At 73.4% G+C, this 25,846-nt stretch carries 24 protein-coding genes; 13 read left to right on the top strand and 11 right to left on the bottom strand.

Annotation, left to right across the window (positions count from 1 at the left end; translation table 11 throughout):
- The first annotated feature begins 139 nt into the window (after positions 1-139).
- The 3 genes from ACIOD1_RS07340 to ACIOD1_RS07330 all read left to right on the top strand — a co-directional run bounded on the left by ACIOD1_RS07340 (position 140) and on the right by ACIOD1_RS07330 (position 1,767).
- Complete coding sequence (locus tag ACIOD1_RS07340; protein ID WP_365617472.1) at positions 140-394, top strand: hypothetical protein; 255 nt, start codon at positions 140-142, stop codon at positions 392-394.
- A 60-nt stretch (positions 395-454) separates the two neighbouring features.
- Positions 455-1,075 carry an endonuclease gene (locus tag ACIOD1_RS07335; protein WP_365617473.1) on the top strand — a complete coding sequence of 207 codons (621 nt, stop codon included), beginning with the start codon at positions 455-457 and terminating at the stop codon, positions 1,073-1,075.
- A 152-nt stretch (positions 1,076-1,227) separates the two neighbouring features.
- Positions 1,228-1,767 carry a SixA phosphatase family protein gene (locus ACIOD1_RS07330; RefSeq protein WP_401900817.1) on the top strand — a complete coding sequence of 180 codons (540 nt, stop codon included), beginning with the start codon at positions 1,228-1,230 and terminating at the stop codon, positions 1,765-1,767.
- A gap of 47 nt (positions 1,768-1,814) precedes the next feature.
- Here ACIOD1_RS07330 and ACIOD1_RS07325 read toward each other — a convergent pair whose 3' ends face one another.
- The 3 genes from ACIOD1_RS07325 to ACIOD1_RS07315 form a co-directional block, all read right to left on the bottom strand.
- Positions 1,815-2,264 (bottom strand): SRPBCC family protein, encoded by a 450-nt coding sequence (locus tag ACIOD1_RS07325; RefSeq protein WP_365617477.1) that lies wholly within the window; start codon positions 2,262-2,264, stop codon positions 1,815-1,817.
- Between the two features lie 191 nt (positions 2,265-2,455).
- On the bottom strand, positions 2,456-3,583 hold the full coding sequence (locus tag ACIOD1_RS07320) for an acetate/propionate family kinase (RefSeq protein ID WP_401900815.1): 1,128 nt from the start codon (positions 3,581-3,583) through the stop codon (positions 2,456-2,458).
- The gene (locus ACIOD1_RS07315; RefSeq protein ID WP_401900814.1) at positions 3,565-5,922 is read right to left on the bottom strand and encodes a phosphoketolase family protein; all 2,358 of its coding nucleotides are present in this window, start codon (positions 5,920-5,922) and stop codon (positions 3,565-3,567) included. The genes ACIOD1_RS07320 and ACIOD1_RS07315 overlap by 19 nt, the downstream gene beginning before the upstream one ends.
- 230 nt (positions 5,923-6,152) lie before the next feature.
- Between ACIOD1_RS07315 and ACIOD1_RS07310 the strand changes: the two genes are divergently transcribed.
- The gene (locus tag ACIOD1_RS07310; RefSeq protein ID WP_401900812.1) at positions 6,153-8,282 is read left to right on the top strand and encodes a SpoIIE family protein phosphatase; all 2,130 of its coding nucleotides are present in this window, start codon (positions 6,153-6,155) and stop codon (positions 8,280-8,282) included.
- Between the two features lie 59 nt (positions 8,283-8,341).
- Here ACIOD1_RS07310 and ACIOD1_RS07305 read toward each other — a convergent pair whose 3' ends face one another.
- From ACIOD1_RS07305 to ACIOD1_RS07290, 4 genes are all read right to left on the bottom strand, one after another.
- Positions 8,342-8,755, bottom strand: coding sequence for an SRPBCC family protein (locus tag ACIOD1_RS07305; protein ID WP_365617483.1), 414 nt, complete (start codon positions 8,753-8,755; stop codon positions 8,342-8,344).
- A gap of 151 nt (positions 8,756-8,906) precedes the next feature.
- A complete protein-coding gene (locus ACIOD1_RS07300) occupies positions 8,907-9,557 on the bottom strand; it encodes a phosphatase PAP2 family protein (protein ID WP_365617485.1) in 651 nt (216 codons plus the stop codon).
- Positions 9,554-10,162, bottom strand: a complete 609-nt coding sequence (locus ACIOD1_RS07295) for a phosphatase PAP2 family protein (protein WP_401900809.1) — start codon at positions 10,160-10,162, stop codon at positions 9,554-9,556. The genes ACIOD1_RS07300 and ACIOD1_RS07295 overlap by 4 nt, the downstream gene beginning before the upstream one ends.
- Complete coding sequence (locus ACIOD1_RS07290) at positions 10,159-10,842, bottom strand: DedA family protein (protein WP_365617489.1); 684 nt, start codon at positions 10,840-10,842, stop codon at positions 10,159-10,161. The genes ACIOD1_RS07295 and ACIOD1_RS07290 overlap by 4 nt, the downstream gene beginning before the upstream one ends.
- Positions 10,843-10,979: 137 nt before the next feature.
- On the opposite strand from ACIOD1_RS07290, the gene ACIOD1_RS07285 reads away from it, so the two are divergent.
- The 6 genes from ACIOD1_RS07285 (at position 10,980) to ACIOD1_RS07260 (ending at position 15,278) form a co-directional block, all read left to right on the top strand.
- Complete coding sequence (locus ACIOD1_RS07285; protein WP_365617491.1) at positions 10,980-11,357, top strand: BlaI/MecI/CopY family transcriptional regulator; 378 nt, start codon at positions 10,980-10,982, stop codon at positions 11,355-11,357.
- A complete protein-coding gene (locus tag ACIOD1_RS07280) occupies positions 11,354-12,295 on the top strand; it encodes a M56 family metallopeptidase (protein WP_401900805.1) in 942 nt (313 codons plus the stop codon). Before ACIOD1_RS07285 ends, ACIOD1_RS07280 begins: the two co-directional genes overlap by 4 nt.
- Positions 12,296-12,494: 199 nt before the next feature.
- The gene (locus tag ACIOD1_RS07275; RefSeq protein ID WP_365617494.1) at positions 12,495-12,875 is read left to right on the top strand and encodes a BlaI/MecI/CopY family transcriptional regulator; all 381 of its coding nucleotides are present in this window, start codon (positions 12,495-12,497) and stop codon (positions 12,873-12,875) included.
- A 4-nt stretch (positions 12,876-12,879) separates the two neighbouring features.
- On the top strand, positions 12,880-13,830 hold the full coding sequence (locus ACIOD1_RS07270; protein WP_401900803.1) for a M56 family metallopeptidase: 951 nt from the start codon (positions 12,880-12,882) through the stop codon (positions 13,828-13,830).
- Between the two features lie 209 nt (positions 13,831-14,039).
- Complete coding sequence (locus ACIOD1_RS07265) at positions 14,040-14,504, top strand: MarR family winged helix-turn-helix transcriptional regulator (RefSeq protein ID WP_365617497.1); 465 nt, start codon at positions 14,040-14,042, stop codon at positions 14,502-14,504.
- A 129-nt stretch (positions 14,505-14,633) separates the two neighbouring features.
- On the top strand, positions 14,634-15,278 hold the full coding sequence (locus ACIOD1_RS07260) for a dihydrofolate reductase family protein (RefSeq protein ID WP_401900799.1): 645 nt from the start codon (positions 14,634-14,636) through the stop codon (positions 15,276-15,278).
- 617 nt (positions 15,279-15,895) lie between these two features.
- Here ACIOD1_RS07260 and ACIOD1_RS07255 read toward each other — a convergent pair.
- The gene (locus ACIOD1_RS07255; protein ID WP_365617500.1) at positions 15,896-16,732 is read right to left on the bottom strand and encodes an alpha/beta hydrolase; all 837 of its coding nucleotides are present in this window, start codon (positions 16,730-16,732) and stop codon (positions 15,896-15,898) included.
- A 468-nt stretch (positions 16,733-17,200) separates the two neighbouring features.
- Between ACIOD1_RS07255 and ACIOD1_RS07250 the strand changes: the two genes are divergently transcribed.
- From ACIOD1_RS07250 to ACIOD1_RS07240, 3 genes are all read left to right on the top strand, one after another.
- Positions 17,201-18,754 (top strand): DUF4331 domain-containing protein, encoded by a 1,554-nt coding sequence (locus ACIOD1_RS07250; protein ID WP_401900797.1) that lies wholly within the window; start codon positions 17,201-17,203, stop codon positions 18,752-18,754.
- Positions 18,755-18,836: 82 nt separating this feature from the next.
- The gene (locus ACIOD1_RS07245) at positions 18,837-20,180 is read left to right on the top strand and encodes a tetratricopeptide repeat protein (protein WP_401900795.1); all 1,344 of its coding nucleotides are present in this window, start codon (positions 18,837-18,839) and stop codon (positions 20,178-20,180) included.
- Positions 20,177-21,847, top strand: a complete 1,671-nt coding sequence (locus tag ACIOD1_RS07240; protein WP_401900793.1) for a sulfite exporter TauE/SafE family protein — start codon at positions 20,177-20,179, stop codon at positions 21,845-21,847. The genes ACIOD1_RS07245 and ACIOD1_RS07240 overlap by 4 nt, the downstream gene beginning before the upstream one ends.
- A gap of 58 nt (positions 21,848-21,905) precedes the next feature.
- Here the strand turns inward: ACIOD1_RS07240 and ACIOD1_RS07235 are convergent, their stop codons facing one another.
- The 3 genes from ACIOD1_RS07235 to ACIOD1_RS07225 are packed head-to-tail and all read right to left on the bottom strand — an operon-like array spanning position 21,906 to position 25,607.
- Positions 21,906-23,726: a glycoside hydrolase family 15 protein gene (locus ACIOD1_RS07235; RefSeq protein ID WP_401900791.1), complete on the bottom strand. Its 1,821-nt coding sequence runs from the start codon at positions 23,724-23,726 to the stop codon at positions 21,906-21,908.
- 52 nt (positions 23,727-23,778) lie between these two features.
- Positions 23,779-24,312, bottom strand: coding sequence for a hypothetical protein (locus ACIOD1_RS07230; protein ID WP_401900789.1), 534 nt, complete (start codon positions 24,310-24,312; stop codon positions 23,779-23,781).
- The gene (locus ACIOD1_RS07225) at positions 24,309-25,607 is read right to left on the bottom strand and encodes a molybdopterin-dependent oxidoreductase (RefSeq protein ID WP_401901384.1); all 1,299 of its coding nucleotides are present in this window, start codon (positions 25,605-25,607) and stop codon (positions 24,309-24,311) included. Before ACIOD1_RS07225 ends, ACIOD1_RS07230 begins: the two co-directional genes overlap by 4 nt.
- Positions 25,608-25,846 lie beyond the last annotated feature (239 nt).

The following is a 25,846-nucleotide window of genomic DNA, read 5'->3' as shown; positions in this document are numbered from 1 at the left end:
CGGTCTCCTGAAGCCACCGCTTCGCACCCATCCCGTGCCCGGCCGCCGGCGCCCGGCCGGTGGCCCCTGTCGCGGGTTTCGCCGGTCGGGAATCGGGAAGCGGCCACGGTGAAGACCCCGCTACGACGAGGAGGGCACGATGGACGAGCAGGGCGGCGCGGGCGGCGTACCCCCGCACGACGGGCACGGGGCCCGACACGGGCACGACCCCGGCCACGATCACGAGCAGCACGCTCGGCGCGGTGGACGAGAGGTTCCGCGCGCCGACGACGAGCGGACGGCCGCCGCCGACACGGACGAGGCGAGCCGCCTCGACCGGCCGGGTCCGGTCAAGGACCCGATGACGGGTGACCAGCGCTGGACGAGCCCGAAGGATGAGGGTCGACACGGTTGAGGTTCCGGGCGCCCCCGGGTGCCCGGAACCTCGGCCGCCCGCACCCGAGCGAGGCTCGTGATGACGCAGCGCGCCACCGTACGCGAACTGCTCGCCGAGCACGGGCGCACCCACGCCGAGGAGGCGGGCATCCACCTCCGGAACACGCCCATGCCGTTGTACCAACTGCTCACGCTCTGCGTGCTGTTCTCGGTACGCATCAAGGCCGACCTCGCGGTCGCGGCCGCCCACGAGGTGTTCGCCGCGGGATGGCGTACGCCGCGGGCGATGGCCGCGTCCTCCTGGCAGGACCGGGTGGACGCCTTGGGCCGCGCCCACTACCGCCGCTACGACGAAAGTACGGCGACGGCGCTCGCCGAGGGCGCGCGGTTCGTGCTCGACCGCTACCACGGAGACCTTCGCCGCCTGCGCGACGCCGGCCGCGAGGACGCCGGCCGCCTCCGCGAGCTGCTGCGGGAGGTTCCGCGGATCGGTCCCGTGGGCGCCGACATCTTCTGCCGTGAGGCACAGGGAGTGTGGCCCGAGTTGCGCCCCGCCTTCGACCGGCGGGCCCGCCGGGCCGCCGCCGACCTGGGTCTGCCGCGGACGCCCGAGGGTTTGGCCGGGCTGGTGAGCGGCGAGGACCTGCCCAGGCTGGCGGCTGCCCTGGTCCGCGCCGACCTGTCCGCGCCGCCGTCCTGACCGGCGGACGCGCCGGCGCACAGCCCGACCGAGCGCATCCACCCACCGCCCCCGGCACCACCGACGACGGCACCGGATGTCCACGGGTGCGGACGTGGGAGGGCCCCCGCACCATGGGGTGGGGGGGGTGCCCCACGACGAAGGAGAGGACCATGCCCGTCGAACCTTCGGCCCGCGTCGACGGACGGGGGCGACGCCTGGTGCTGGTGCGACACGCCAAGGCCGTGCCCAAGGGACGGATCGAGGACTTCGAGCGCCCCCTGAGCGAGCGGGGGCGCGAGAACGCGCCCCGGGCCGGACGGTGGCTGGCCGGGTCCGGGTACACGGCCGACCTCGCCCTGTGTTCGCCGTCGCGCAGGACGCGGCAGACCTGGGAGCTGATGGTGCCCGCGCTGGGGGATCCGCCCCCGACCGTGTACGACGAGCAGCTCTACGACGCGCCGCCGCACCGTCTGGTGGACGTCCTCTCGATACGGGCCGGAGCGCTCGGCAGCGCCCTCCTCGTCGGCCACAACTCGGGCATCCACGAACTGGCCACTTCCCTCTGCGGGAGTGGCCCCCCGGAGCTGTTGCAACGGCTCCGGGAGGGCTTTCCCACATCAGGCGTCGTGGTGGTGGACCTGGCGGACGGATGGGACGCTCTGGCCCCGGGCCGGGGGACCCTCTCGGCCTTCTGGGCTCCGCCCCGCTGAGCCGACCGAGCCGGGCGCCGATCCGGGCGCGCCGATCCGGATCGGGCTCAGACTTCGCCGCGCCAGGAGCCGGTTTCGACGGTGCGGGCCTCAATGAACTTCTTGAAGCGCTTCAGGTCGCCGGCAACCTGGCGCTTGACGAAGCCGAGCTTGTCACCGACGTTCTCCGTGAAGCCCTCGGGGTCGTAGTCCAGCTGGAGCATGACCTTGGACCGGTTGTCGGCCAAGTGGTGGAAGGTCACGACTCCGGCCTGACTGGCCTCGCCGCCCACGGTGGTCCAGGCGACGCGCTCGTCGGGGATCTGTTCCGTGATCTCGGCGTCGAACTCCCTCTCCACGCCGGCGACCTTGGTCTCCCAATGCGTCAGGGTGTCGTTGATCTGGGTGATCTTCTCGACACCGTCCATGAAGCGGGGGAACGTCTCGAACTGGGTCCACTGGTTGTAGGCGGTGCGGACGGCGACGTCCACCTCGATCGATTCTTCGACCTGCGACATGAATGCAGCCTCCTTCTTCAGCGGCCGCGCCGACGGCCGTCGGCACGGAGGACACGGGCAAGGACACGGGCAAGGTCGTCGATGCCCGTCCCCCACGCTGCTGCCCACAGGTCACCGCGGCATGACCCCGCATTCGACTCCCGCACCCGGACGGGTGAAACCGGCCGGTGCTCACCGGGGGTCGGCCTCGTTCAGCTCCGCAGGCAGGCCCGGGTTTCGCGGGCGATCTGCCGGACCTCACCGGTGGGGACGACGAGGACGGGCACCGCCGCTCCCGGAGCGCTGACCGGGGCGGGCTCGGTGGGGTTCGTCGGCAGGAGGCCGCCTTCAACGCCGAGTACGGTCAGGCCCGCGGCCACGTCCTCGCGTACTTCGGGCTGGTCCTCGCCGATCTCGCCGGTGAAGACGAGGGCGTCGACCCGGTCCAGGGAGGCCGCCACGCCCGCAAGCCCCCGACGGACCCCGAGCGTGAACACGTCGAGCGCCAGAGCCGCGTCGGCGTCGCCGGCCGTGCGGGCCCGGACGAGTTCGCGGGTGTCACCGGAGGTCCCCGAGAGCCCCAGCAGGCCCGATTCGCGCATGAGGACCTCCTCCAGGCGCCGTGGACCGACGCCCGTCTCCTGCTGCAACCACAGGAGCATCCCGGGGTCGACGGTGCCGCTGCGGCTGCTCATCGCCATCCCTTCCAGCGGAGTGAATCCCATGGTCGTGTCCACGCTGACGCCCCCGCGCACCGCGCAGGCCGAGCAGCCTCCGCCCAGGTGCGTGACGAGCAGGTGGAGATCGGACAGCGGGCGCCCGAGGAGTTCGGCGGCGCGACGCGACGCGTACGCGTAGGACAGGCCGTGGAAGCCGTAGCGGCGCAGGCCGTGACGGCGGTTCCATTCCCTCGGGAGCGCGTAGGTGCGGGCGGGTTCGGGGAGATCGCGGTGGAAGGCGGTGTCGGGGCAGGCGACGTGGGGGACGTCGGGGAGGAGGCGGCGGGCTTCGTCGAGCACCGCCAGCGCGGGCGGCACGTGCAGCGGGGCGAGGTCCGCCACCGCATCCAGCAGTGTGCGCAGGGTTTCGTCCACGACGGCCGGTCGGCGCAGGTGGGGGCCGCCGTGGACGAGGCGGTGCCCGCAGGCAGAGACCGGCGGGCACGTTCCGAGGAATTCCTCCAGCGCGGGGCCCGCCCCGCCGTCCGGGAGCGCGTCGAGGTCCCGGCGGGCCAGTGCCCGGTCCTTCTCGTCCAGTACGACCAGGTGGAGGCTGGAGGAGCCCGCGTCGAGGACGAGGACGGGGCCGAGGACGGGGCCGGTCATGACGTCCACTTCCATGCGGTGATCTCCGCCGGGTCCGTGCCGGTGCGGCGCAGTTCCGCCCGGAGCAGGTCGCGCCGGCGCGCGATGTCCTCGGCGAGCTTGGGGGCCTCGGCGTGCCGGTCCCGCAGGTACGTCAGGGCCGTGACGGCCAGGTCGTGCCGGGAGGTCCCGTTGAGGGCGAGCAGGTCGTACGGGGTCGTCGTGGTGCCCTCCTCGACGTACCCGCGGACGTGGAACCGGTCGGGGTGCGGGCGGCCGTGGAGGAGCTGGTGCACCGCCGAGGGGTAGCCGTGGAAGTCGAAGACGACGTGCGTGTCGTCGCCGAACAGGGCGCGGAACCGGTCGTCCGCCATCCCGCGCGGGTGGCGGTCCGGCGGGGCGAGGGCGCAGAGGTCGACCACGTTGACGAAGCGCACCCTGGCTCCGGGCAGGTCGCGGCGCAGCATGTCCGCGGCGGCCAGCGACTCGACGGTGGGGATGCCCCCGGCGCAGGCGAGGACGATCTCGGGGTCCTCGCCCCCGTGCGTACTGGCCCACGGCCAGACGGAGGCACCGGCCCGGCAGTGGGCGCGGGCGGCGTCGAGGTCGAGCCACTGGGCGGCGTCGTGTTTGCCCGCGACGACGACGTTGACCTTTCCGGTCTCGTCGAGCAGTTCCTCCATGGTGACCAGGAGGGTGTTGGCGTCGGGCGGCAGGTAGACGCCGGTGACGGTGTTCTTCCTGTTCAGCAGGTTGTTGATGAAACCGGGGCCCTGGTGGCTGTAGCCGTTGTGCTCCTGGCGCCACCCCTCGCTGCTGAGGAGGTAGGTGAGGCTGCTCACGGGGGCGCGCCAGGGGACTTCGCCGGCCATCTTCAGCCACTTCGCGTACTGGTTGACCATGCTGTCCACGATCGTGGCGAACGCCTCGTAGGTGGGGAAGAGGCCGTGCCGACCGGTCAGCAGGTAGCCCTGCAGCCAGCCCTGGCAGTTGTGCTCGGACAGCATCTCCATCACCCGGCCGTCACGGGACAGGTCCTCCGCGTACTCCTCCACGGGCCAGACGTACGCGCGCCCGCCGGCCTTCAGGACGGCGTCGAGCTTGTTCGAGGCGAGTTCGTCCGGCGAGACGATGCGGAAGTCGCGGTTCTGGGCGCTGCTCCGCATCAGCTCGGTCAGCCAGTCGGCGAGGACGCGGGTGGGGCTCGCGGTGGCCGTGCCCGGTCCGGCGGAGACGTCGACGGCGTGGGGCGCCGGCGGTGGGAGGTCGAGCGGACGGCGCAGGCGCCCGCCGTTCGCGGCGGGCTGGGCGCCGATCCGCGCGGCGCCCCGCGGCACGCCCGCGAGGACGTCCGATACGGGCCGCCCGTCGCCGTCGAAGAGGTCCTGGGGGCGGTAGGAGCGGAGCCAGCCTTCGAGGGCCCGCAACTGTTCCGGGTCGTCGTGGACCTCGGGCAGCGGCACCTGGTGGGCGTGGAAGGTGCCTTCGATGGCCTTGCCCTCGACCTCGGCGGGCGCGCCCAGGCCCTTGAGGCTGCGCAGCACGATCACGGGCCAGGCCGGGCGGACCGGCTCGTCCCCGGATCGGGCGCGGTCCTGGAGGTCGCGGATCGCGGTGTGCGCGTCGAGGACGGCGGCTCCGAGGGGGTCCCCGGGCGGGTCCTCGGTGAGGTCCACGATGCGGGGGTCCCAGCCGTAGCCGCGGAAGAGCGCGGTCAGCTCGTCGTCCGACATCGTCGCGAAGACGGTCGGGGAGGAGATCTTGAACCCGTTCAGGTGCAGGAAGGGCAGGACCGCGCCGCCGGTCACCGGGTCGAGGTACTTCGGCGAGTGCCAGGCACCGGCGGTGGGGCCGGTCTCGGCCTCCCCGTCACCGATCACACAGGCGACGATCCGGTCGGGGGCGTCCAGGGCGGCGCCGAAGGCGGTCGCCAGGGCGTAGCCGAGTTCGCCACCCTCGTGCAGGGTGCCCGGGACGGCCGGCGAGAGGTGGCTGGGGAACCCGTCCGGCGCGCAGTAGCGCCGCGCGAGTTCACGCAGCCCGGCGCCGGTTCGGGCCAGGGCCGGGTCGTACTCCTCGTGGGTGCCTTCGAGCCAGAGGTTGGCGTGCAGGGCCGGCGCCCCGTGTCCCGGGCCGGTGACCATGAGGACATCGGCGTCGCGCTCCCGGACCAGGGTGTTCAGGGCGGCGTAGACCATGGTGAGGCCGGGGCAGGTGCCCCAGTGGCCCAGCAGTCGTGGTTTGAGGTGTTCGGGTCGCAGGGGCTCGGTGAGCAGGACGTTGTCCTGGAGGAAGATGAGGGCCGCGGCCACGTAGTCCGCGGCCCGCCGGTAGGTGTGCTGGTCCGGCTGCCGCCCGGGGGTGGACTCGGTCACGGGGGTCCTCCGCGTCGTCTGGGTTACTGGGGCGCCGGGTAACCGGGGCGCCGGGTACGGTTGCGCGCCTGCCCCTCGATGCCTGCCCGAACCCGATGTCCGTCGCGCCGGTACCGGCTTCCCGACAGCGGCCGGCTGCCACCGCCGGCGGGGGAATCCCCTCCACCACAAGTGTCGTATTGTCTGTTCATGGGCTGTTTGCGGGGCATCAGCGGGAGCGAGTGACGGCCGTGGACGCCGCCGGCCGTGGGAGCGAACCCGGCCCGGGCGCGGGCCTGCCCGATGCCCTCCTCTCCGACGTGGTGCGGGACACCGGCGCATCGGTGGGCCTGGTCTACCTGCGCTCTCCGGAGGAACAGGTGCTGCGGCTGACCATGGTGTCGGGCGTGTCCCGGCGGATCGCCGCTCCGTGGGCCCGGATCCCGATGGACGCCGAGATTCCGGTGGCGGACGCCATGCGCCGACGGCGCCTCGTATGGCTCGGCAGTCAGGAAGAGGTCGCCCGACGCTATCCTCGGCTCGGGATCGTCCTGCCGTACGACTTCATGCTCGCCGCCGCCCCGATCGCCGACGCCGCCACCGCGTGGGGCGGCATCGTCCTGCTATGGCCCGTCTGGCACCCGCCGCAGCTCAGCGCGGCCGAACGGGACACCGTCACCGCCTGTTGCCGACGCGCGGCCGACCTCCTGCGACGGACCACCGCCGGCGGTCACGCGCTCCGGCTCCCCGCGGAGCCCACCCTGCTCCCCGCGGCGCACCCCCGTGAGGCCGACCCGACTCAGGCCACGGCCGCCCTGCGCTTCACCGAACGCCTGCCCGTGGGCTGCTGCGCGCTCGACCTGGACGGCCGGCTCACCTTCATCAACCCCGCCGGAGTCGAACTGGTGGGCGCGAGTGCCGCCGCGCTGTTGGGCCACCGGCCGTGGGAGGTGCTCCTGTGGCTGCACGACCCCCTCTTCGAAGACCGCTACCGGGCGGCGGTGGTGAGCCGGCAGCCCACCTCGTTCACCGCCCGGCGTCCTCCCGACCGGTTGTTGTCGTTCCGGCTCTACCCGGACAACACCGGGATCAGCGTGCACATCACCCCCAGCGCGCAGGCGCACGGCGCCCGGGCGCGCACCCCGGATCCGCCCGGGGCCGAGCCCGTGGGGGCGGCGGCGCTCTACCAGCTGACGCACCTCGCCACCGTCCTCGCCGAAGCGGTCGGGGTGCGGGACGTGATCGAACTGGCCGCCGACCAGATCGTCCCCGGCTTCGGACCGCAGGGGCTGGTGGTCATGACCGCCAGGGAGGGTCGGCTGCGGATCCTCGGCCACCGGGGCTACCGCCAGGAGTTCATCGACCGGTTCGACGGCGAGCCGGTGGGCTCCGGCCGAACGCCCGCCCAGGTCATGGCCACGGGCCGGCCCGTCTTCTTCGCGAACCACGAGGAGTTCCGGCGGGCGCACCCCTCCGCTCCGCGGTACGAGAACCGCGACGCCTGGGCCTTCCTGCCCCTGACCGCCTCCGGCCGCCACGTGGGTTCCCTGACCCTCTCCTACGACCGGCCCCGCCCCTTTTCCCCCGCCGAGCGCGCCCTGCTCACCTCGATGGCCGGCCTGATCGCCCAAGCCCTCGACCGCGCCCGCCTCTACGACGCCACGCACGCCCTCGCCCACACCCTGCAGAACAGCCTGCTGCCCCGCACCCTGCCGCGCGTTGCCGGCCTCCAGGTCTGCGCCCGCTACCGTCCCGCCGGCCACGGCATGGACATCGGCGGCGACTTCTACGACCTGATCGCCCGGACCCCCACGACGGCCACCGCGGCGATCGGCGACGTACAGGGCCACAACACCACCGCCGCCGCCCTGATGGGACAGCTCCGCACGGCGGTGCACGCCCACGCCACGGCGGGCGCCTCCCCCGGCGACATCCTGTCCCGCACGAACCGCCTCCTGATCGACCTCGACCCCGGCCTGTTCGCCAGCTGCCTCATCGCGCACCTGGACCTCTCGAACCACCGTGCGCTCCTGGCCACCGCCGGGCATCCCCCGGCCCTGCTGCGCCACCCCGACGGCCGCACCGGCCCCCTGAGCCTGCCCCCGGGGCTGCTGCTGGGCGTCGATCCGGCAGCCGAGTACCTCACGGTCGAGGTCCCCCTGCCGTTCGGCGCCGTCCTCGCCCTCTACACCGACGGGCTCGTGGAGACTCCCGGTATCGACATCGACGACTCCACGGCGGCACTCGCCCGGCACCTGGCCGCGAGGGGGGCCGGAGACCTCGACGCCGTCGCCGATGCCCTCATCGACCGGGCCGAACGGTCCGCGCCGCGCTACGACGACATCGCCCTGCTCCTGCTCCGCCCCCACGACGGCCCCTGACCGGTTCCTGACCACACGGCGGCGCGCCGGCACGGGGCCACCCCACGGTCCCGCCCTCTTCAGCCCGCCGTGCCGTCGACGCGCAGACGCACCTGGTCCTCCAGGCGTTCCAGGCTGCGGTCGAGGAGGGCGTTGACCGCCTGCTCTCCCGGGTCGTGGTCCTCGGCGAAGAAGGACAGGTGCACGGTCACCGCGCTGGGCCCGCCGTCCAGACCCGCCACCTGGAGCCATCCGGCGTAGGCGCCGTCCTGCCTGGTTCCCCACTCCAGACGCATCTGCTCCGGCCGCGCCCGCAGCAGCGCCGCCGTTTCGGCCTCGTCGCCGCCTTCGCGCACGGTCACGGCGGGCAGCCCGTCGTCGTGGACGCGGATCTCTTCGGGGAGCCACTGGTCCATCTGCTCCACCTGGGCGGCCTGGTCGAAGACGTGCTCGGGAAGGGCGGGCATCGTGCGGGAGCGTTCGTACTCGGTCATCGGACCTCGCCTCTCTCGTCAAGGGAAACGTTCGCCCCGGCGCCTGCCCGGTCCGACCCGTGTCACACGGCCGAAGGTCGAACCGCGCGACACGGGGGTCGGTCGAACCCGATGTCGGACCGGCGGCCGGCGCGCCCAGCACGTGGCCCCGTCACGACGGCGCGCGGTACTTCCGCGTGGCCAGTGCGGTGGCGGCGGCGAGCCAGGTCGCGGCGAAGAGCCAGCCGCCCAGGACGTCGGTGGGCCAGTGGACCCCGAGGTAGATCCGGCTCAGCCCGACGGCGAGGGCCCAACAGGCCAGGAGGACCCAGCAGAGTCGGGCGGTGGCCGGGCCGGCCGTTCGCCACGCGGCCCCGGCCAGGAGCCCCGCCGCGAGGGCCGATGTGGTGGTGTGGCCGGAGGGGAAGGCGTACCCGGAGGCGTGCGCGGTCCAGTCCGCGAGCGGCGGTCGGGGCCGGGCCACGGCGTACATGACAGCGGTGCGCACACCCTGCGCCACGAGCAGGAAGCCCAGCGCTCCCGCGGCCGACAGCCACCGGCCTCGGGTGCCCCGACCGGCGAGGAGACCGGCGCCGAGGGCGCAGAGGTAGGGGACGGGGCCGCTGCCCGTCACCGTGACGGCGCGGGCGAAGGCCACCGCGACCGGGGGACGGTGCGCCACCGACCACAGGTGCGGGGCCCGGTCCAGGGGGAACGGCGCCCCTCCGGCGGAGACGAGGGCGGCCAGTACCGCGAAGAGCGCCGCGCACCCGGCCGCGGCCAGAGCCCAGCGCCTCGGCGTCGCTGCCCTACCCGCCTTCACCGGGAGGCGACCAGGGGCCGCAGCGCGGTCCCGTCCAATCGCCGGACCACGGGGGCGGCGTGACGGGCCGTACGGGTGAGCGGCCAGGCGACGGCCGTCCCGACGATCAGGCCGAGCAGGACGTCGTGGGGGTAGTGGGCGCCCACCCAGACCCGGGAGAAGGCCATGAGCAGCGCGGCCGGTAGGGCGATCGTTCCGAGCCGGCGGTCGACGATCCACAGGGCCGTCGCCGCGGCGGCGGCGATGGCGGCGTGGTTGCTGGGGAAGGACCAGTCGCCCAGGGGCGGGCAGACTTCCAACGTCACCGTGTGCAGGGCCTGGCAGGGGCGCTGCTCCCGGAACAGGGACTTGATGCCGGTGTCGAGGAGGAAGGCGGCGCTCACCACGAGGGGCGCGGCGAGCGCCATCGCGGTCCTGGCGGGGTCCGCGGCCGGGCGGGCACGCCACCACGCGGCCAACATCAGCACTCCGAAGAGGGCGAGGCCGTAGGTGGACCAGCCGGAGAGGAGGCCGTCCAGCCAACCGGGCGCCCGGTCGGCGATCCCGGTGAGCCAGGTGTAGAGGTTTCCGTCGACGGAGGGGCCGTCCAGGGCGAGGGGGCTCAATGCGAGCCTCCGTTCGAGGTGCGGGCGGAGCGCCGGCGGATCAACTCCAGCGCCAGGGGGGTGAGCGAGACGAGGACGACGAGGGCGACGATCGGCAGGAGGTAGCGGTCGACGTTGGGCACGGAGGAGCCGAGGGCGTAGCCCGCGAGAACGAGGCCGACGGTCCACGCGAGGCCGCCGACGACCTGCCAGAGGGTGAAGACCCGGGCGGGAACGCCCAGGGCCCCGGCCATCGGGTTGAGGACGGTGCGGACGATCGGCACGAAGCGCGCGAGGACGATCGCCTTGCCGTGCCCGTAGCGGTCGAGGAGTTCCTCGGCGCGTTCGGCGCCCTCGTGGAGCTTGCGGCTGCGGCTGCGGGCGAGTAGGGCGCTCCCGCCGCGACGGCCGATGACGTAACCGACCTGGGCCCCGAGCAGGGCGCCGGCCACGGCCGCGCACAGGACCTGCGGGAGGGAGAGGTGGACCGGTCCGTGGTTGCCCGATACGCAGAGCAGTCCGGCGGTGAAGAGCAGGGAGTCGCCGGGGAGGAAGAAGCCGACGAGGAGGCCGGTCTCGGCGAAGAGGACGGCCGCGACGCCGAGCGCCCCGAAGGACGACAGGAGGGAGCCGGCGTCCAGCAGGTTGACGGCCTGCGGACTGAGCGCCTGCGACGCGGCGGCGAGAAGGGGCAGGGCCATGTCGAACAGCTCCCGAGGGGGTGAGAGGGTCAGGGCATGGGCGCGAGGGCATGGGACGGCGTCCCGCCGACCAACGACTACAAGCCTGTAGACGGTCTACGCTACTGTAGACGATCGAAGCCGGAAGGAGCGCGCCCATGGGGGACACACACGGGGATCGACGCCCCGCAGGAGAGCTGGAGGCGCGCGTGTTGGCCGCTCTCTGGGCGGCCGACGGACCGCTGACGCCCGGGCAGGTGCAGGGGGTCCTCGGCGACGCCCTCGCCCGCACGACGGTGACGACCATCCTGTCGCGCCTGCACGAGAAGGGGTCCGTGGCGCGCACGCGCTCCGGCCGCGGCTTCGCGTACCACCCCACCGAGGACGCGTCCGGGCTCACCGCCCGCCGGATGCACGCCGAAATGGCCAAGGACGAGGACCGGGGCGCGGTGCTGAGCCGTTTCGTGTCCCAGCTCAACGACGAGGACGAGCGCCTGCTGCGCCTCCTCCTCGACGACGACAGGAGCACCCCGTGATCCACACGGTGTGGCTGCCGCTGGTCCTGCCGTTCCTCGCCGGCCCGGCGGGCCGGCGGCTCGCCGTGAGCCTGCCCCCACGGCAGGCGCTCCGGCTGCTGACCCTGACGGCCGCCGGACTGGCCATTGGAAGCGCCTGCGCCCTGGCCCTGCTCATCGTCCCCGGCGCCACCCACCTGCACGCCGTGGCCGCCTCGGGGCACTTGCTGGCCCCGCTGGCCTCGGGCTCCCCCGACGCCGTCATCGCCGTCGCCGTCACCGCGGCAACCCTTCTGAGCTGGTGCGCCACCCTCCTGGTGCGGGCCGCCGACCGCCGCCGGCGGCGGCTGAGGCAGGCCCGGGGCCTGGCCGCCCGATCGGACGGCGAGCTGGTCGTCCTGGCCGACGACCACCCCGACGCCTACGCGCTGCCCGGCCGCCCCGGCCGCATCGTCGTCACCACCGGCATGCTCCGCGCACTCTCCGCCCCCGAACGCGAGGTCCTGCTCGCCCACGAACGCGCCCACCTCAAGGACCGCCACCACCTGTTCACGGCCGTCGTCGACCTCGCCGGGCTGTGCCACCCGGGCCTGCGTGCGCTGCGCGAACCGCTCGCCTACGCGGTGGAGCGCAGCGCCGACGAATCCGCCGCCACCTCGGTCGGCGACCGCCGACTGACCGCCCGGGCCATCGGCCGGGCCGCACTCGCCGCGCGCACCTCCTCCACCGCGGGCCGCCCACGCCCCGGGGCGGCCCTCGCGGCGACCGCGGGCCCCGTCCCGAAACGCGTCGCCGCCCTGCTCGGCGACCACCACTTGGAGAAGGCCGCACGGCCCCTCGTCCGCCGGGCGGCGGCAGCCACACTCCTGACCTGCCTGGCCCTGTCGGCCGGCGCCTCCCTCCAAGCGGCCGACGATCTCCACGCCGGCATCGAGATCGCCCAGGGCGAATCCCCCTGAGGCGCCGCGCCCGATCGGCGCGGCGCCCTCGCGACACGGAGCCCGGATACCGCCGCCCCCGCCCCCCTACCCGACGACGCCCTCGCCGCACGCTGATGTCGGCGAGCCGTCCGGGGATCGGCCCCTCACGTAAAGTTCGCCGGGCACGGCGGAAATCGGTGCCCGGGCGATCCGCCGGGCAGGAGCGGGGCGGTAGGACATGGTCGAGGACGACCGGGACGCGAGACGTCCGCACGGTGAGCTGGTCGCGGACGTGCTGGCGGTCCTCTGGGCGGCCGAGGAACCGTTGACGCCACAGCAGATCAACACCGCGCTGGGCCGGGAGCTGGCCCGGACGACGGTGACCACGATCCTGACCCGCCTGTACGACAAGGGCACGCTCGTGCGGATCCGCTCGGGGCGCGGCTTCGCCTACGCGGCGGCGGACGACGCCGCCGGGCTGGCCGCCGGGCGCATGCGCCGCGAACTGGAGCGGGAACCACAGCGCGACCTGGTGCTGCAGCGCTTCGTGTCCTCGCTCTCCGGGGACGACGAGGACGCGCTGCGGCGCCTGCTCCGCGAGGCCGAGGAAGGTCGGTGAACCGGTGACACCGGTTCTGGCCTTGGTCATGCTGGCGCTGGTGCTTCCGTGGGCCGCGGCCCCGGCCGCGCGCCGACTGGCCGCGCTCCTGCCCCCGCGTGAAGCCTGTCTGGTGCTGACGGGAGCCGCCGCGCTGCCGGCCGGCGGCACGCTGGCGGCGCTGATCGGCCTGTTCCACGTGCCGTTCCTCGCCTCCCTCGAACAGGTTCCGCTGTCGCGGACGGTCGCCGAGTGGCCGGCCGCGGTACCGGTCTCCGCTGCCGCCGGGGCAGTGCTCGTGTTCCAGGCGGTGCTGGTGGGGCGCCGCTGGTACGAGCGCCGCTCGCTGCTCACGCGTGCGTGGTCGGCCGCGGGAGACGCCGTCTGCGACGGGGACCTGTTGCTCGTGACGGATCCCGACCCGCAGGCGTTCGCGCTGCCGGGGCGGCGGGGGTGCGGCGGGCGGATCGTGGTGACGACGGGCATGCTCCGGACCCTCGGTCCGGCGGAGCGGGAGGTGCTGTTCGGCCACGAGCGCGCCCATCTCGCGGACCGCCACCACCTGCTGTCCGCCACCACCCACCTGGCCGCCGCGGTGCACCCGGCCCTACGCTCACTGCGCCCGGCCCTGGACTTCCACCTGGAACGGTGGGCGGACGAGGCGGCGGCCTCCGCGGTGGGCAACCGGCGGTTGGCCGCGACCGCGATCGCGCGCGCGGCGCTGGCCGCCGCCTCCTCCTCCGGTCCGGCGGGTCGAGGTCGCGGCCCCTTGCTGTCGGTGGGTTCCGGGCCGGTTCCCCAGCGGGTCGAAGCCCTGCTGCGGCCGGCGCCGGTCCGGCCGCGTGCCCGTAGGACACGGGCGGCCGCGGTCGGGCTCCTGTCGACCGTGGCGGTGTCGGCCCTCCTGGCCGTGGCCCTGGCGTACGGCCTCCACGAGTACGTGGAACTCGCGGCCGAAGGCGTACGGGGTCGCTGAGGCGCCCGACTGACGACTTCGATGTAGACCAATCGCCCGCGTGCACGTAGGGTCGGCCCAGGTTCACCTCGTGCGCCCCTGAGGCGCGGAGTTCCGTGCGGGTCCGGGGCGAAGCGCGAGCCCGTTCCGCGCGAACGGCAGGCGGCGTGACGGCGTTGCGCCGTGGGCGGGTCGAGGTGACGCCCCCCTCCCCGGCGATTGGACGCGACGTGTACGACAGGGGGCACCAGTCCCGCGACCCCTCCCAGCTGACCGTGGATCTTCTGTCGGCGGCGGGCCGGGCCGTCGAGGCGAGGGCGGCGCAACGCCTGGGCGCGCGCGGGCTGAGCCCCCTTCACCAGGCGGTCCTCACCACGTTGGCGGAGCTGGGTCCGCACGCCCGGCGCGATCTCGCCACGCACATGGAGAAGCCGGAGGCCGAGGCTTCGCGAGTGATCGATGACCTCCTGGCTCGGGGGCTGGTGCAGACGATGATCGTCAACGTCGGCGGCCGACAGGAGGTCGTGGCGCCGACACCGGCCGGCGCCTCGGTGCTGCGAGCCGTCGAGGAGGACCTGCGGGCCGTGCAGGACGTACTGCTGTCGTCGCTCACCAAGGGTGAGCGAACCCAGCTGCACTACCTCCTGCACCGGGTGTGCGCGACGGCCGCCCGGACCGGCGGTACGCCACACTGACCTCCCCTGCGGCGACAATGAGGGGCCGGATGTCCGAGCGGTCACCGACGCGGCGATGAGTTTCTCCGTCCCGGGGAGTCTCACCACCGCGGAGGCCCATCACCGCTGTCGCCATCACAGGAGGAACACGTGACCCAGCTGCTGAGAGTGCAGAACTTCAACGTCTCAAGTGACGGCATCGGAGCCGGGGACGACCAGACCCTTGAGAGGCCGTTCGGTCACGTCGACCCCAGCCGGCTGTTCGCCTGGGCCGGCGCCACGGCGAGCTGGCCCATGCGCACCGACCCCGGGGGCAGCCGGGGCCTGGACGACTACCTGACGCGGGACTACGCCCGCAACATCGGCGCCGAGATCATGGGCCGCAACAAGTTCGGCCCGCAGCGCGGACCCTGGCGCGACCACGACTGGCAGGGCTGGTGGGGTGACGAGCCCCCGTTCCGCACTCCGGTGTTCGTCATGACCCACCACGAGCGTCCTTCGTTCACGCTCTCCGACACCACGTTCCACTTCGTCGACGGCGACCCGGCCACGGTCCTCGCACGGGCGCGGGAGGCGGCGCGGGGCCAAGACGTCCGGCTCGGCGGCGGAGCGACCACCATCCGGCAGTTCCTCGACGCCGACCTCGTCGACACCCTGCACGTGGCCGTCTCGCCGGTGAAGTTCGGCTCCGGGGTACGCCTGTGGGAATCCCCCGACGAGCTGCTCGACCGGTTCCACCTGGAGGTCGTACCCAGCCCGAGCGGCGTGGCGCACCACCTCTTCTGGCGGAAGTGACCCGGCCCGGGAGCGGACGCTCGCCGTTGGCGCGGTGGGCAGCCCCTCACCCGACGGCGGGACGGCGCGGGGCGGCGGGGCGGATCGGCTGCGAATCGGCGGCGGATGGGCGGCGGATGGGCGGCGGATCGGCCATTCGAGGGAACGTGCCGACGGAGACCAAGCCGCCCCGGGGTGTCCTCACGAAGAGAGGGCGCCGTCCCGGTCTCGGGAAGGTGACGCGCGGGCGTCATGGGAGAAGCGGGGGAAAGGCCCCGGCGCACGTTTTGAGGAGTGCCGGAACTTCCGGGATCAACAAAGGACAAAAGCGCCCCGCCTGGCGGGCCATTACCTGGTGCGCGGATGCCGTGGAAATGAGGATCGCGACACGACAGCCGAATCCCGACTTCGTTCGCGTTTCACCTTTCCGCCGATAGCGGCGCCGCCGTCCTTTTCGAATCGCCGGGCGGGGCATTGCTTTTCTGGTCCGCGAAGAGAATCGTTACTTCAGCATATTCCCGCCGAGCCGGGCGAAGCGGCCTGCCGAAACCAGCCTGCCCGTACCGCTGCTCGCCGGGCGGGAACACGCGACGTTCACGCCCCTGCCCACGCCCGTACGGCGCGGGCAGGGGCGGCCGTCACTTGGCGAGGAAGTCGACCAGGTGCCGGTTGAACTCCTGCGCGTGGGTGAGGTTCAGCCCGTGCGGGGCCCCCTCGATCAGGGCCAGGGTGCTGCCCGGCAGCGCTTCGTGGGACCGCTTGCCGCTGACCTCGAAGGGCACGATGGCGTCATGGGTGCCGTGGATGATCAGGACCGGGACGTCGATCCGGTCGAGGTCGTCGCGGAAGTCGGTACGGGCGAAGGCGTTGATGCAGTCCAGCGTCCCCTTGGGCGAGGCGCCCTCGGCGAGGTGAACGTGGTAGCGGTGCTGCGCCGGGCTGACGAGGTCCGTGTCCTCGCCGGCCTGGAAGAAGCCGGTGACGAAGCCCTCCAGGAACGTGAGCCGGTCGGCGCGTACGCCGCCTTCGAACTGGGCGATCGTGGCGTCGTCGAGGCCGCCGTCGGGGTTGTCGGCGCTCTTGTAGAGGTACGGGGGCACCGCCGCGGCGAGGACCACCTGGCGCACGCGTCCGCTGCCGTGGCGGTGGAGGTAGCGGACCACCTCACCGCCGCCCATCGAGAACCCGACCAGGGTGGCGTCCTGTACGTCGAGATGCGTCAGGAGCGCGTCCAGGTCGGCGGCAAGGGTGTCGTAGTCGTAGCCCTCCCAGGGCTGCGCGGAGGAACCGAATCCACGCCGGTCGTAGGTGATCACCCGGTAGCCCGCCTCGACCAGCGGGGCGACCTGCGGCTCCCAGGAGCGGCCGCTCAGCGGCCAGCCGTGGACCAGAACGACCGGGCGGCCCCGGCCGAAGTCCTCGAAGTGGAGTTCAACGCTACGGTCCTTGTCGGTACTTACATCGATGCGCGGCATGTGGGTGGGACGCCCTTCGTGTGGTGGTGCGACACGTCGTGTACCCGGAGTATGTCCCGACGGGGCGAGATGTCACTCACCACGGAAGAGTCGGCCGAAATTCCCCCTCACCACTCCCCGCCACTGCCCGCGACGTGTCGTCCTGCATCCACAAACAAATACCCCGACCAATTATTGCGCATGGGTTGCAATAACACGAGAATGCCCGAATGGCCCAACCCTCCGACTGCGTGTCGTGGCGAATGTGGAACCCTCCCGACTTTCCGCGGGGAGGCCGTGGCCAGCGGATTTACGAGAACGCGACGGAATCCCCTCCGGGCACGGATGGAAATGTGGTCACAAGGCGTGGGTGGTGCGTGCTTTCCTTCCGTCTGCGTGACACCCGAGTGGTCACCCCCACCTCAAAGCCCCTGTCCGGCCGTGCCGGTGTGCGCGGCGCGACGGGGTTCGCAGTCGAGAGGAACACCCTTGAAGTCCACCCCCGCACGGCCCCGTTCGCGGCGTGTGCTCGACCAGTCCCTCCTCGTCCTGGGCGCCGGCGCGCTCGCGACCGGCCTCGCCGCCATCACCCTGGCGCCGGGCATCAGTGCCGCCTCCAGCCACCGCGAGGCGCCGCTGATCGCGGGTGACCCGCGTGCGGACAACACCGACGTGTACGCGTACACCAGCCTGGACCGGCCCGACTCGGTCACGCTCCTGGCGAACTGGATCCCGTTCGAGGAGCCCAACGGCGGCCCGAACTTCTACGCGTTCGGCGAGGACCTCCGCTACAACATCAAGATCGACAACAACGGTGACGGTGTCTCCGACATCACCTACACCTGGCGCTTCCACAACAGCTACCGTGACGCCGCCAACCAGTTCCTCTACAACACCGGCCCGGTGACCTCGCTGGACGACCCGGACCTCAACTTCCGCCAGGTCTACGACCTGGTGGTCTCCCACGGCGACGAGAGCAGGGTCCTGCTCTCCAACGTGCCGGCCGCCCCCTCCCGCGTGGGCCCGGCGTCCATGCCGAACTACGCCGCCCTGCGCAACCAGGCGATCCGCAACGTGCCCGGCGGCGGCAAGACCTTCGCGGGCCAGGCCGAGGACCCGTTCTTCGCCGACCTGCGCGTCTTCGACCTCCTCTACGGCGGCAACCTCTCCGAGCGCGGCCAGGACACCCTCGCCGGCTACAACGTCAACTCCGTCGCCCTCCAGATCCCCAAGGCCCAGCTCGCGCTGAAGGGGAACGCCGGTCGCAACCCGGTCATCGGCGTGTGGTCGACGACCGACCGCCAGGGCGTGCAGCTCTCCGACTCCCGTGACAAGCACGGCGACAAGTGGAAGCAGGTCTCCCGCCTGGGCAACCCCCTCGTGAACGAGGTGGTCGTCCCGCTGAAGTACAAGGACGCCTTCAACACGCTCAACCCGGACCAGGACCGCACCGTCCAGCCCGTCGTCGACAAGGTCCTCGACCCGATCCTGCCCAAGCTGATCCAGCAGGTCTACAACGTCCCCGCGCCCGCCGCCCCGCGCAGGGACCTGTTCGAGATCTACCTGACCGGCATCTGCAAGGCGTGCGGACCCATCCAGGCCGACCTCAACGCCCACAGCCTCAACAAGGACGCCAAGCGCAGGGACATCGTCCCCGCGGAGGAGCTGCGGCTGAACATGGCCGTGCGGCCCACCGCCAACCCCAACCGCTACGGCGTCCTCGCCGGTGACTTCGCGGGCTTCCCCAACGGCCGCCGTCTGACCGACGACGTCATCGACATCTCCCTCCAGGCCGTCGAGGGCGCCGCCCAGACCGGCCAACTGGTCCCGGCGCTCGCCGACGGCGACAAGGTCAACGCCAACGAGGTGCCCTTCGGGAACGCCTTCCCGTACCTGGCGCTCCCGCACACCAAGTCCGTGAACAGCGGCCCGAACGCGCCCGAGAGGTCCGGCACGAAGAACGCCGCGGCCCTCGGCGGACTCGGCGCTCTGCTCCTCGGCGTCGGTGGCTTCCGTCTGCGCCGCAGCCGCAAGGCCAACTGACCCGTTCTCCGGGCGGGGACCGCGGCCGGTCCTGCGGTTCCCGCCCGGAACACCTGCCACCGACCCCACCGGGGAGGATCCCGTGCACCGGCCCGAAGAGAAGCCCGCCCCCGCGATCCGGCACCGCAGACAGCTGCGCAACACCGGGATCACCATCGCCCTGGGCGTGGTCCTGTTCACCGTCGGCGCCGTCGGCCTCTCCCCGTCGAGCGCCGGCACACCGGACGCCCCCGCGTCCGCTTCCTCCTCCACGGGTACGGCGCGCGGCATCGAGGCGTCGCGCGAGCGCGTCAAGCGCCTGCCGAAGGATCCGGTCAGTTGGGCGGACCTCGGCATGGCCCTGGTCCAGCAGGCCCGCACGACCGCCGACCAGGCCACGTACGCGCAGGCGGAGACGGCCCTGCGCCGCTCGCTCGCGCTCCGCTCGGCGGAGAACCTGCACGCCGAGATCGGCATGGGCGCCCTCGCCGCGGCCCGCCACCGGTTCCGCGACGCCCTCACCTGGGCCCACGAGGCGGTCGCGACCAGCCCCACCACCCCCGCCTCCTACGGGATCCTGGCCGACGCCCACACCCAGCTCGGCCAGTACCGGGAAGCGGAGGAGGCCGTCCAGAAGATGGTCGACCTGCGCCCGGACAGCTCTTCCCTGGCCCGCGCCTCCTACGCCGTCGAACTGCGCGGCGACACCGACCGGGCCGAGGCGCTCATGGAGCGCTCGCTGCGCGCGGCCGGCACTCCGGGCGAACGGGCCTTCGCCCACACCCACCTGTCCTCCCTCGCCCTGGAGGGCGGCGACGCGGCCACCGCCCTGCGTCAGGCGGATACGGGGCTGGCCCTCGCACCGCTCGACGCCGGCCTGCTGGAGGCCCGGGCCAAGGCACGCGCCGCCACGGACGACCGCGAGGCGGCCGTCGCCGACTACACCGCGGCCGTCGCGGCGGCCCCGCTCCCGCAGTACCTGTTGGCGCTCGGTGAACTCCAGCAGTCCCTCGGCCACCAGGACCAGGCCGAAGCCCAGTACGCGGTCCTGCGCGCCCAGGAAACGCTCCGCCGGGCCGGCAACGCGCCCGCCGACGTCGACGCGATCCACTTCGAGGCGGACCACGGCGACCCCCGGCACGCCGTGACCATGGCCGAAGCGGCCGTACGCGAGCGGCCGTTCCTCGCCGTGCACGACGCCTACGCCTGGGCCCTGCACCGCGCCGGACGCGACCGGGAGGCCCTCGCCCAAGCCGACGAAGCCCTCGCGCTCGGTACGCGCAGCGCCCTGTTCCTCTACCACCGCGGCGCCATCCACCAGGCCCTCGGCGACACCACGGCCGCCCGGAGCGACCTCGAACGGGCACTGGCCACTGACCCCTCCTTCCACCCGCTCCACGCCCCCGAGGCGCGCGCGGCACTCCGGCGAATCGACGACACCCCATGAACCCCCACACCCGCCGGCGCCTCGCCGCCGCCCCCCTCGCAGCCGCACTGCTGGCCCTCATCGCCGCCGCGCACCCGGCCTCGGCCCACCCGCTGGGCAACTTCACCGTCAACTACTCCACCCACCTCACCCTGCGCCCCCACACCGTCGAGGCCGAGATCGTGGTCGACCGCGCCGAGATCGCGGCGGCGCAAGAGCGCCCGCTCGTCGACCGGGACCACGACGGGAACGTCACCGCCGACGAGCAGGGGAGGTACACGGACGGCGCGTGCGCCACGCTGGCCGGGCAACTGACCGCCGAGGTCGGCGGGGTGGGAGTCCAATGGAGTCGGGAACCCGGCGGGTTGACCTTCCATCCGGGTGAGGCCGGGCTCACGACCAGCCGGCTCACCTGCCGGCTCCGCGCGGAGGCGCACCTCACCTCCCCGGCCCGGGTCCACGCCGTCACGCACTACGACACCCGGCGCATCGGCTGGCGCGAGATCACCGCCGACGGCGTGGGACTCACCCTGGCCGACTCCACCGTCCCCGCGGCCTCCCCCACCGACCGACTGCGCCAGTACCCCGAGGACCCCCTCACGGCGTCGCTCGACCAGCGCGGTGCCGACATCAGGACGGCTCCGGGGCAGGGACCCGCGGCCCGGATCGTGCCGCCCGGCCTGCCCGGTGCGGGCCCGATCACGACCGTGCTCGACAAGGTCTCCGCACTCTTCGACAGCCTCCTCGGAAGCCGCGAACTCACCGTGCCCGTCGGCCTGCTCGCCCTGCTGCTCGCCGTGGTCCTCGGCGCCTCCCACGCCGCGATGCCCGGACACGGAAAGACGATCATGGCCGCCTACCTGGCCGGCCGGCGCGGCACGCCACGTGACGCGGTCACCGTCGGAGCCACCGTCACCCTCACCCACACCGCGGGCGTCCTCGCCCTCGGCCTCCTCCTCCCGCTCGCCACCCACCTCGCGGGGGAAACCGTCCTCACCTGGCTCGGCCTGGCCGGCGGCCTCCTCGTCACCGCCATCGGCCTCCGGCTGCTGTACTCGGCCCTACGGGGCCGAGCCCCCCATCACGGGCACGGCCACGGACATCACCACCACGGCGACCACGGACACGACCACGGGCACGACCACGCCGACGACCACGGCCACGGGCACGGGCACGACGGCGCTCACGGGCACCACCACGAACCGCCCTCCGGCCTGCCCTCCTCACGCCGCGCCCCCGACGCCGACACCGCGCCCGCCGTCGGGACCACCGTCGTCCTGACCAAGACCGCCGCCCCGTCCGCGCACGACCCCCACCACCACGGCGAAGCCGACCACCACCACGCCCCCGCTCCCGCCCCCCGCCGGCGCTGGAGCCTCATCGGAGTCGGCATCGCCGGCGGCCTCGTCCCCAGCCCGTCCGCACTGGTCGTGCTCCTCGGCGCCGTCGCGCTCGGCCGGACCGTCTTCGGCATCCTCCTCGTGATCGGCTACGGGCTCGGCATGGCCGCCACCCTCACCCTCGCCGGGCTCCTCCTCGTACGCCTGCGCGACCGCATCGCCGCCCGCACCGCCGGGAGGGCCTCGGCGCGCCTGAAGGCGCTCGGACGCGTCGGACCCGCCGCCACCTCGGCCCTCGTCCTGCTGGTCGGAATCGGACTCACCGCCCGCGCCGTCACCGGCATGTGAACGACCTGGCAGGCGGCGGACGGACGGGCAGGGCAGGGCAGGCGGACGGGCGAACCGCTCAGGACGCCGGCGCACCGCCCTCCGCCGCGTGGATGGCACGGGCGGCGTTGATGAGGCCGATGTGGCTGAAGGCCTGGGGGAAGTTGCCGAGGGCTTCGCCGGTTCGGGTTTCGACTTCCTCGGGGAGCAGGCCGACGTCGTTGGCGTGGGTGAGGGCGTTCTCGAAGACCTGGCGGGCGCGCGCACTCCGGCCGGTGAGGGCGAGGGCCTGGGCGAGCCAGAAGGTGCACAGCAGGAACGTGCCCTCGTCGGTGCCGATGTCGTCCGTCATGTAGCGGCGCACCAGGCCCCGGGGGTCGGTCAGCTCGCGGGCGATCGCCTCGACGGTGGAGCGCACGCGCGGGTCGTCGCCGGGCAGGAAGCCGGTGAGGGGCAGCATCAGCGCGGAGGCGTCGAGCCGGCGGCTGCCGAAGGCCTGGGTGAACGCGCCCCGCCGCTCGTTGTAGCCCTGCTCCTCGATGGCGTCGCGGATCTGTTGGCGAACGCGCTCCCAGTCGGCGACCCGGTCCTGGGCGCCGAGGGCGGGAGCGAGGTCGATGGCACGGTCCAGAGCGACCCAGCACATGAGTTTGGAGTGCAGGAAGTGACGGGCGGGGCCGCGGCCCTCCCAGATGCCCTGATCGGGGTCCGCCCAGCGCCGGGCGGCGGCCTCGGCGCACTGTCGCAGGAAGGTCCGGACCGGCGGGTCGAGCGGCACGTCGTGGGGCAGCGTCTGGTGCGCCGCGTCGAGCAACTCCCCGTAGACGTCGAGCTGGCGCTGGCGCCAGGCGTCGTTGCCGACGCGCACCGGGCTGCTGCCCCGCCAGCCCGACAGGTGCGTCAGGGTGCGCTCGCTCAGGTCGCGCTCCCCGCCGATGCCGTACATGACCTGGAGGTCGACGCCGCGGTCCAACTGGGTGGCGGCGGCCTGGGCGAGGAAGCCGAAGAAGTCGGCCTTCTCCTGCTTGCAGGCCGAGGTGGCCAGGGCCTGGAGGGTGAGGCTGGCGTCACGGACCCACGTGTAGCGGTAGTCCCAGTTGCGGCTTCCGCCGACGGTCTCCGGCAGCGAGGTCGTCGCCGCCGCGACGATCGCCCCGGTCGGTGCGTAGGTCAGGGCACGCAGCACCCGTCCGCTGTGGCGGACCTGCTCCTCCCAGGGGCCCGTGTAGGCGGAGTGGAGCGTGGACCAGGAGCGCCAGCCCGCTTCGGTGTCGGCCAGCCGGCGGCGGACGCGGCGGCCGGACCAAGGTGTGGGGTCGGGGCCCCAGGCCGACTCGGCGCTCAGTGCGAAGTCGAGGCGGTCGCCGGCCCGGAGGGCGATCTCGCTCCGGGCCGTGGACCCCGTGACCCACAGGGGGGCGTCCGTCGACAGCATCAGGGCGTGGGCGCCCCCGCGCGCCACGAGACCGCGGCGGACCCGTGTCAGGACGGGCTGGATGAGCCCGAACTCGGGGCGCGGGGCGTACTCGACCTCGATGGCCAGGCGTCCGCTCGTGCAGGTGACCTGCCGGAGCAGGGTGCCGGGCGAGGACTGCCCCATGGCGTGGCCGCGTTCGCGTTTCCCGAGGGCCAGCGCGTCGAGCAGCACCGCCGTCCCGGTGGGCGTGCGGAAGGTCGTTTCCAGGGCGAGGGTCTGCGGCAGGTAGCGGCGCCTCACCTCGGCGGTCCCGACGGGGCGGATCGACCAGTGCCCGGCGTCCTGGTCCAGCAGCCGGGAGAAGACGGCCGGGCCGTCGAACCGCGGGAGGCACAGCCAGTCCACCGACCCGTCGGAACCGACCAGCGCCGCCGACCGGCAGTCCGAGAGCATCGCGTAGTCGCCGATGGGCCGCTCGCTCACCTGGACGCTCCCTCGTGCGAGTCCGGTCGTCCGGCGCTCCGGGCAACTGCCGTCACTTCGTGGCCCCGCGTGCCTGCGCCTGCTGCGCCCGGGCCCTTGCGCGCTCCGGTCGCAGGCGCAGCCAGGTCCGTACGAGCAGGACGATCGCCGAGGCGATGAACAGGGCGGCCGTGATGAGGAGCCAGCGGGCGAGGAAGCCGTCGGCGGACAGGGTGGTGTAGGCGGTGTAGTGGCCGCCCCGCTGCAGGATCAGCGGCCACCAGACGAGGAACAGGACACCGGAGACGAAGGCCGGGACGCGGAGGTGGTTCACGCTCGGCCGGGGCATGCCCTCGCCCTGCGGGGTCCGGCCCCGGACGAGGAGTTGGGCGGCGCGGTCGGTGAGCGAGTAGGCGGGAAGCAGGACCAGGTCGTGGAGGAGGGCGGCGCCGACGAACCAGATCGCCACCCCGACCGTGTCGCCCTTGAGGAGGCGGATGCCCGCGTAGAGGGCGAGGGCGAAGCAGGCCAGGGTGAGCAGGAGGTGGAGCGGGGAGGCGCCGTAGCGCCGACGGAAGGCGGTCGCGGCTCTGGTGCGGGCGCTCATGCCGGTTCTCCGAAGGTGAGGCGGGTGACCCACTTGGTGTTGTGGACGCCCGGGGCCGCCGGGATGATCACGCGGGCCGGGTAGCCGTGGTCCGGGGACAGGTCGGCCCCGTTCACCCGGACCGCGAGGAGCGAGCGGTCGTCACGTGCCTGGTTGGCGGCCAGCACCACCGAGGAGAAGGAGCCGCCGCGCTGGACCGACTCCACCAACACCTGCGGGGTGTCGGTGCCGAGTCCGACGAGGGCGGCGAGGTCGGTCAGGCGGACCCCGGCCCACTGCTGGTCGGGGGTGGACCAGCCCTCCACGCACGCGATCGGCAGCGCCGCCTCCCGCTGCGGCATCGCCAGCAGCATCTGGCGCGTCAGCACCGCCTGACGTCCTGCCCCGCGCACCGTCAGGCGCCAGTCGGGACCGATGTCACTGGCCCGGATCCCGCTGGAGGCGGCGGTCTTGTTGATCTGGAACCCGTTCGGGCCCGTGCCCGGTTCACGGCCGTGGGGGGCCAGCAGGGCGGTCTTGCGCCACCAGCCGCCGATGCTCTGGCCGGCCGTCACCGCCAGCAGGGCCAGCGAACCGGCGCCCACCATGGCGACCGCGCCCCGGCGCGAGATCGTCGCGGGCGCCGGCCGGGGCGATACCAGTCCGGCGGCCTCCTCCGACTCGGGTGCGGGCCGGAAGTTCCGGCCCGCCCGGACCGCCCGCACCGCCCGGGGCAGGCGGAAGGCGACGTGCACGACGAAGGCGGCGATGAACACCCAGGCCCCGTAGAAGTGCAGGACGTAGAAGGATCCGGGGAAGATGTAGTTCAGCTGGATGTTCAGGAGGCCGGTCACGAAGGTGAAGCCGGCGCCCCCGACCAGCAGGAGCAGCGAGAGCCGTTCGAGGGCGTGGCCGACGGAGCGGATCGGCGGCCACTCGAACAGCTTCGGGATCACCGACCACAGCTTGGCCAGGAGCACGGGCACGAGGACCACGCCGAGGACGGTGTGCACGCCCTGGGTCAGCCGGTACAGCCAGTACGGCGAGGTGGGCCAGGTGAACAGGTAGAAGCCCAGCCACCCCTTGTCGGGCGTCTGGTCGTTGCGCGCGGCGAGGTCCGGGTTGTAGGCCGCGTAGGACAGCAGTCCCGTCACGAACAGCACGATGACCCCGACCAGCAGGACCAGACCGAACACCCCGGTGAGCCACGGTCCCCGCAACGGGCTGCGCCAGAACCCGGGACGCGCCGGGCCGGGTGGTGGACCCGCCGCCCGCGCCCGGTCCACCGCACCCCGTACGCGCTCGGCGACCGGCACCCGTGGGGTCGGGGCGGGCTCCGGCGCGGCCGACGACCCCTCCGTGGCGCTGTCCGGCCGTTCGGGCTCGCCACCGCTTGCATCCATTCAGGACACCTCCGAGCATTTCCGGCTTGTCGGGTACGCGTGCTGCGTTGAACATCGCGCATCCACGGCTCGGACCCTTCTCGTGACACGCAGCACGATCCTTACGTCTCCCCGGCGGCGCGGCTCCCGCGCGGGGCGCCCCCGCCGGACCC

Source organism: Streptomyces sp. NPDC088097, assembly GCF_044741845.1.
Taxonomy (GTDB): Bacteria; Actinomycetota; Actinomycetes; order Streptomycetales; family Streptomycetaceae; genus Streptomyces.
Note: the sequence above shows the minus strand (reverse complement) of the source record. Positions and strands in the feature narration are given on the sequence as shown.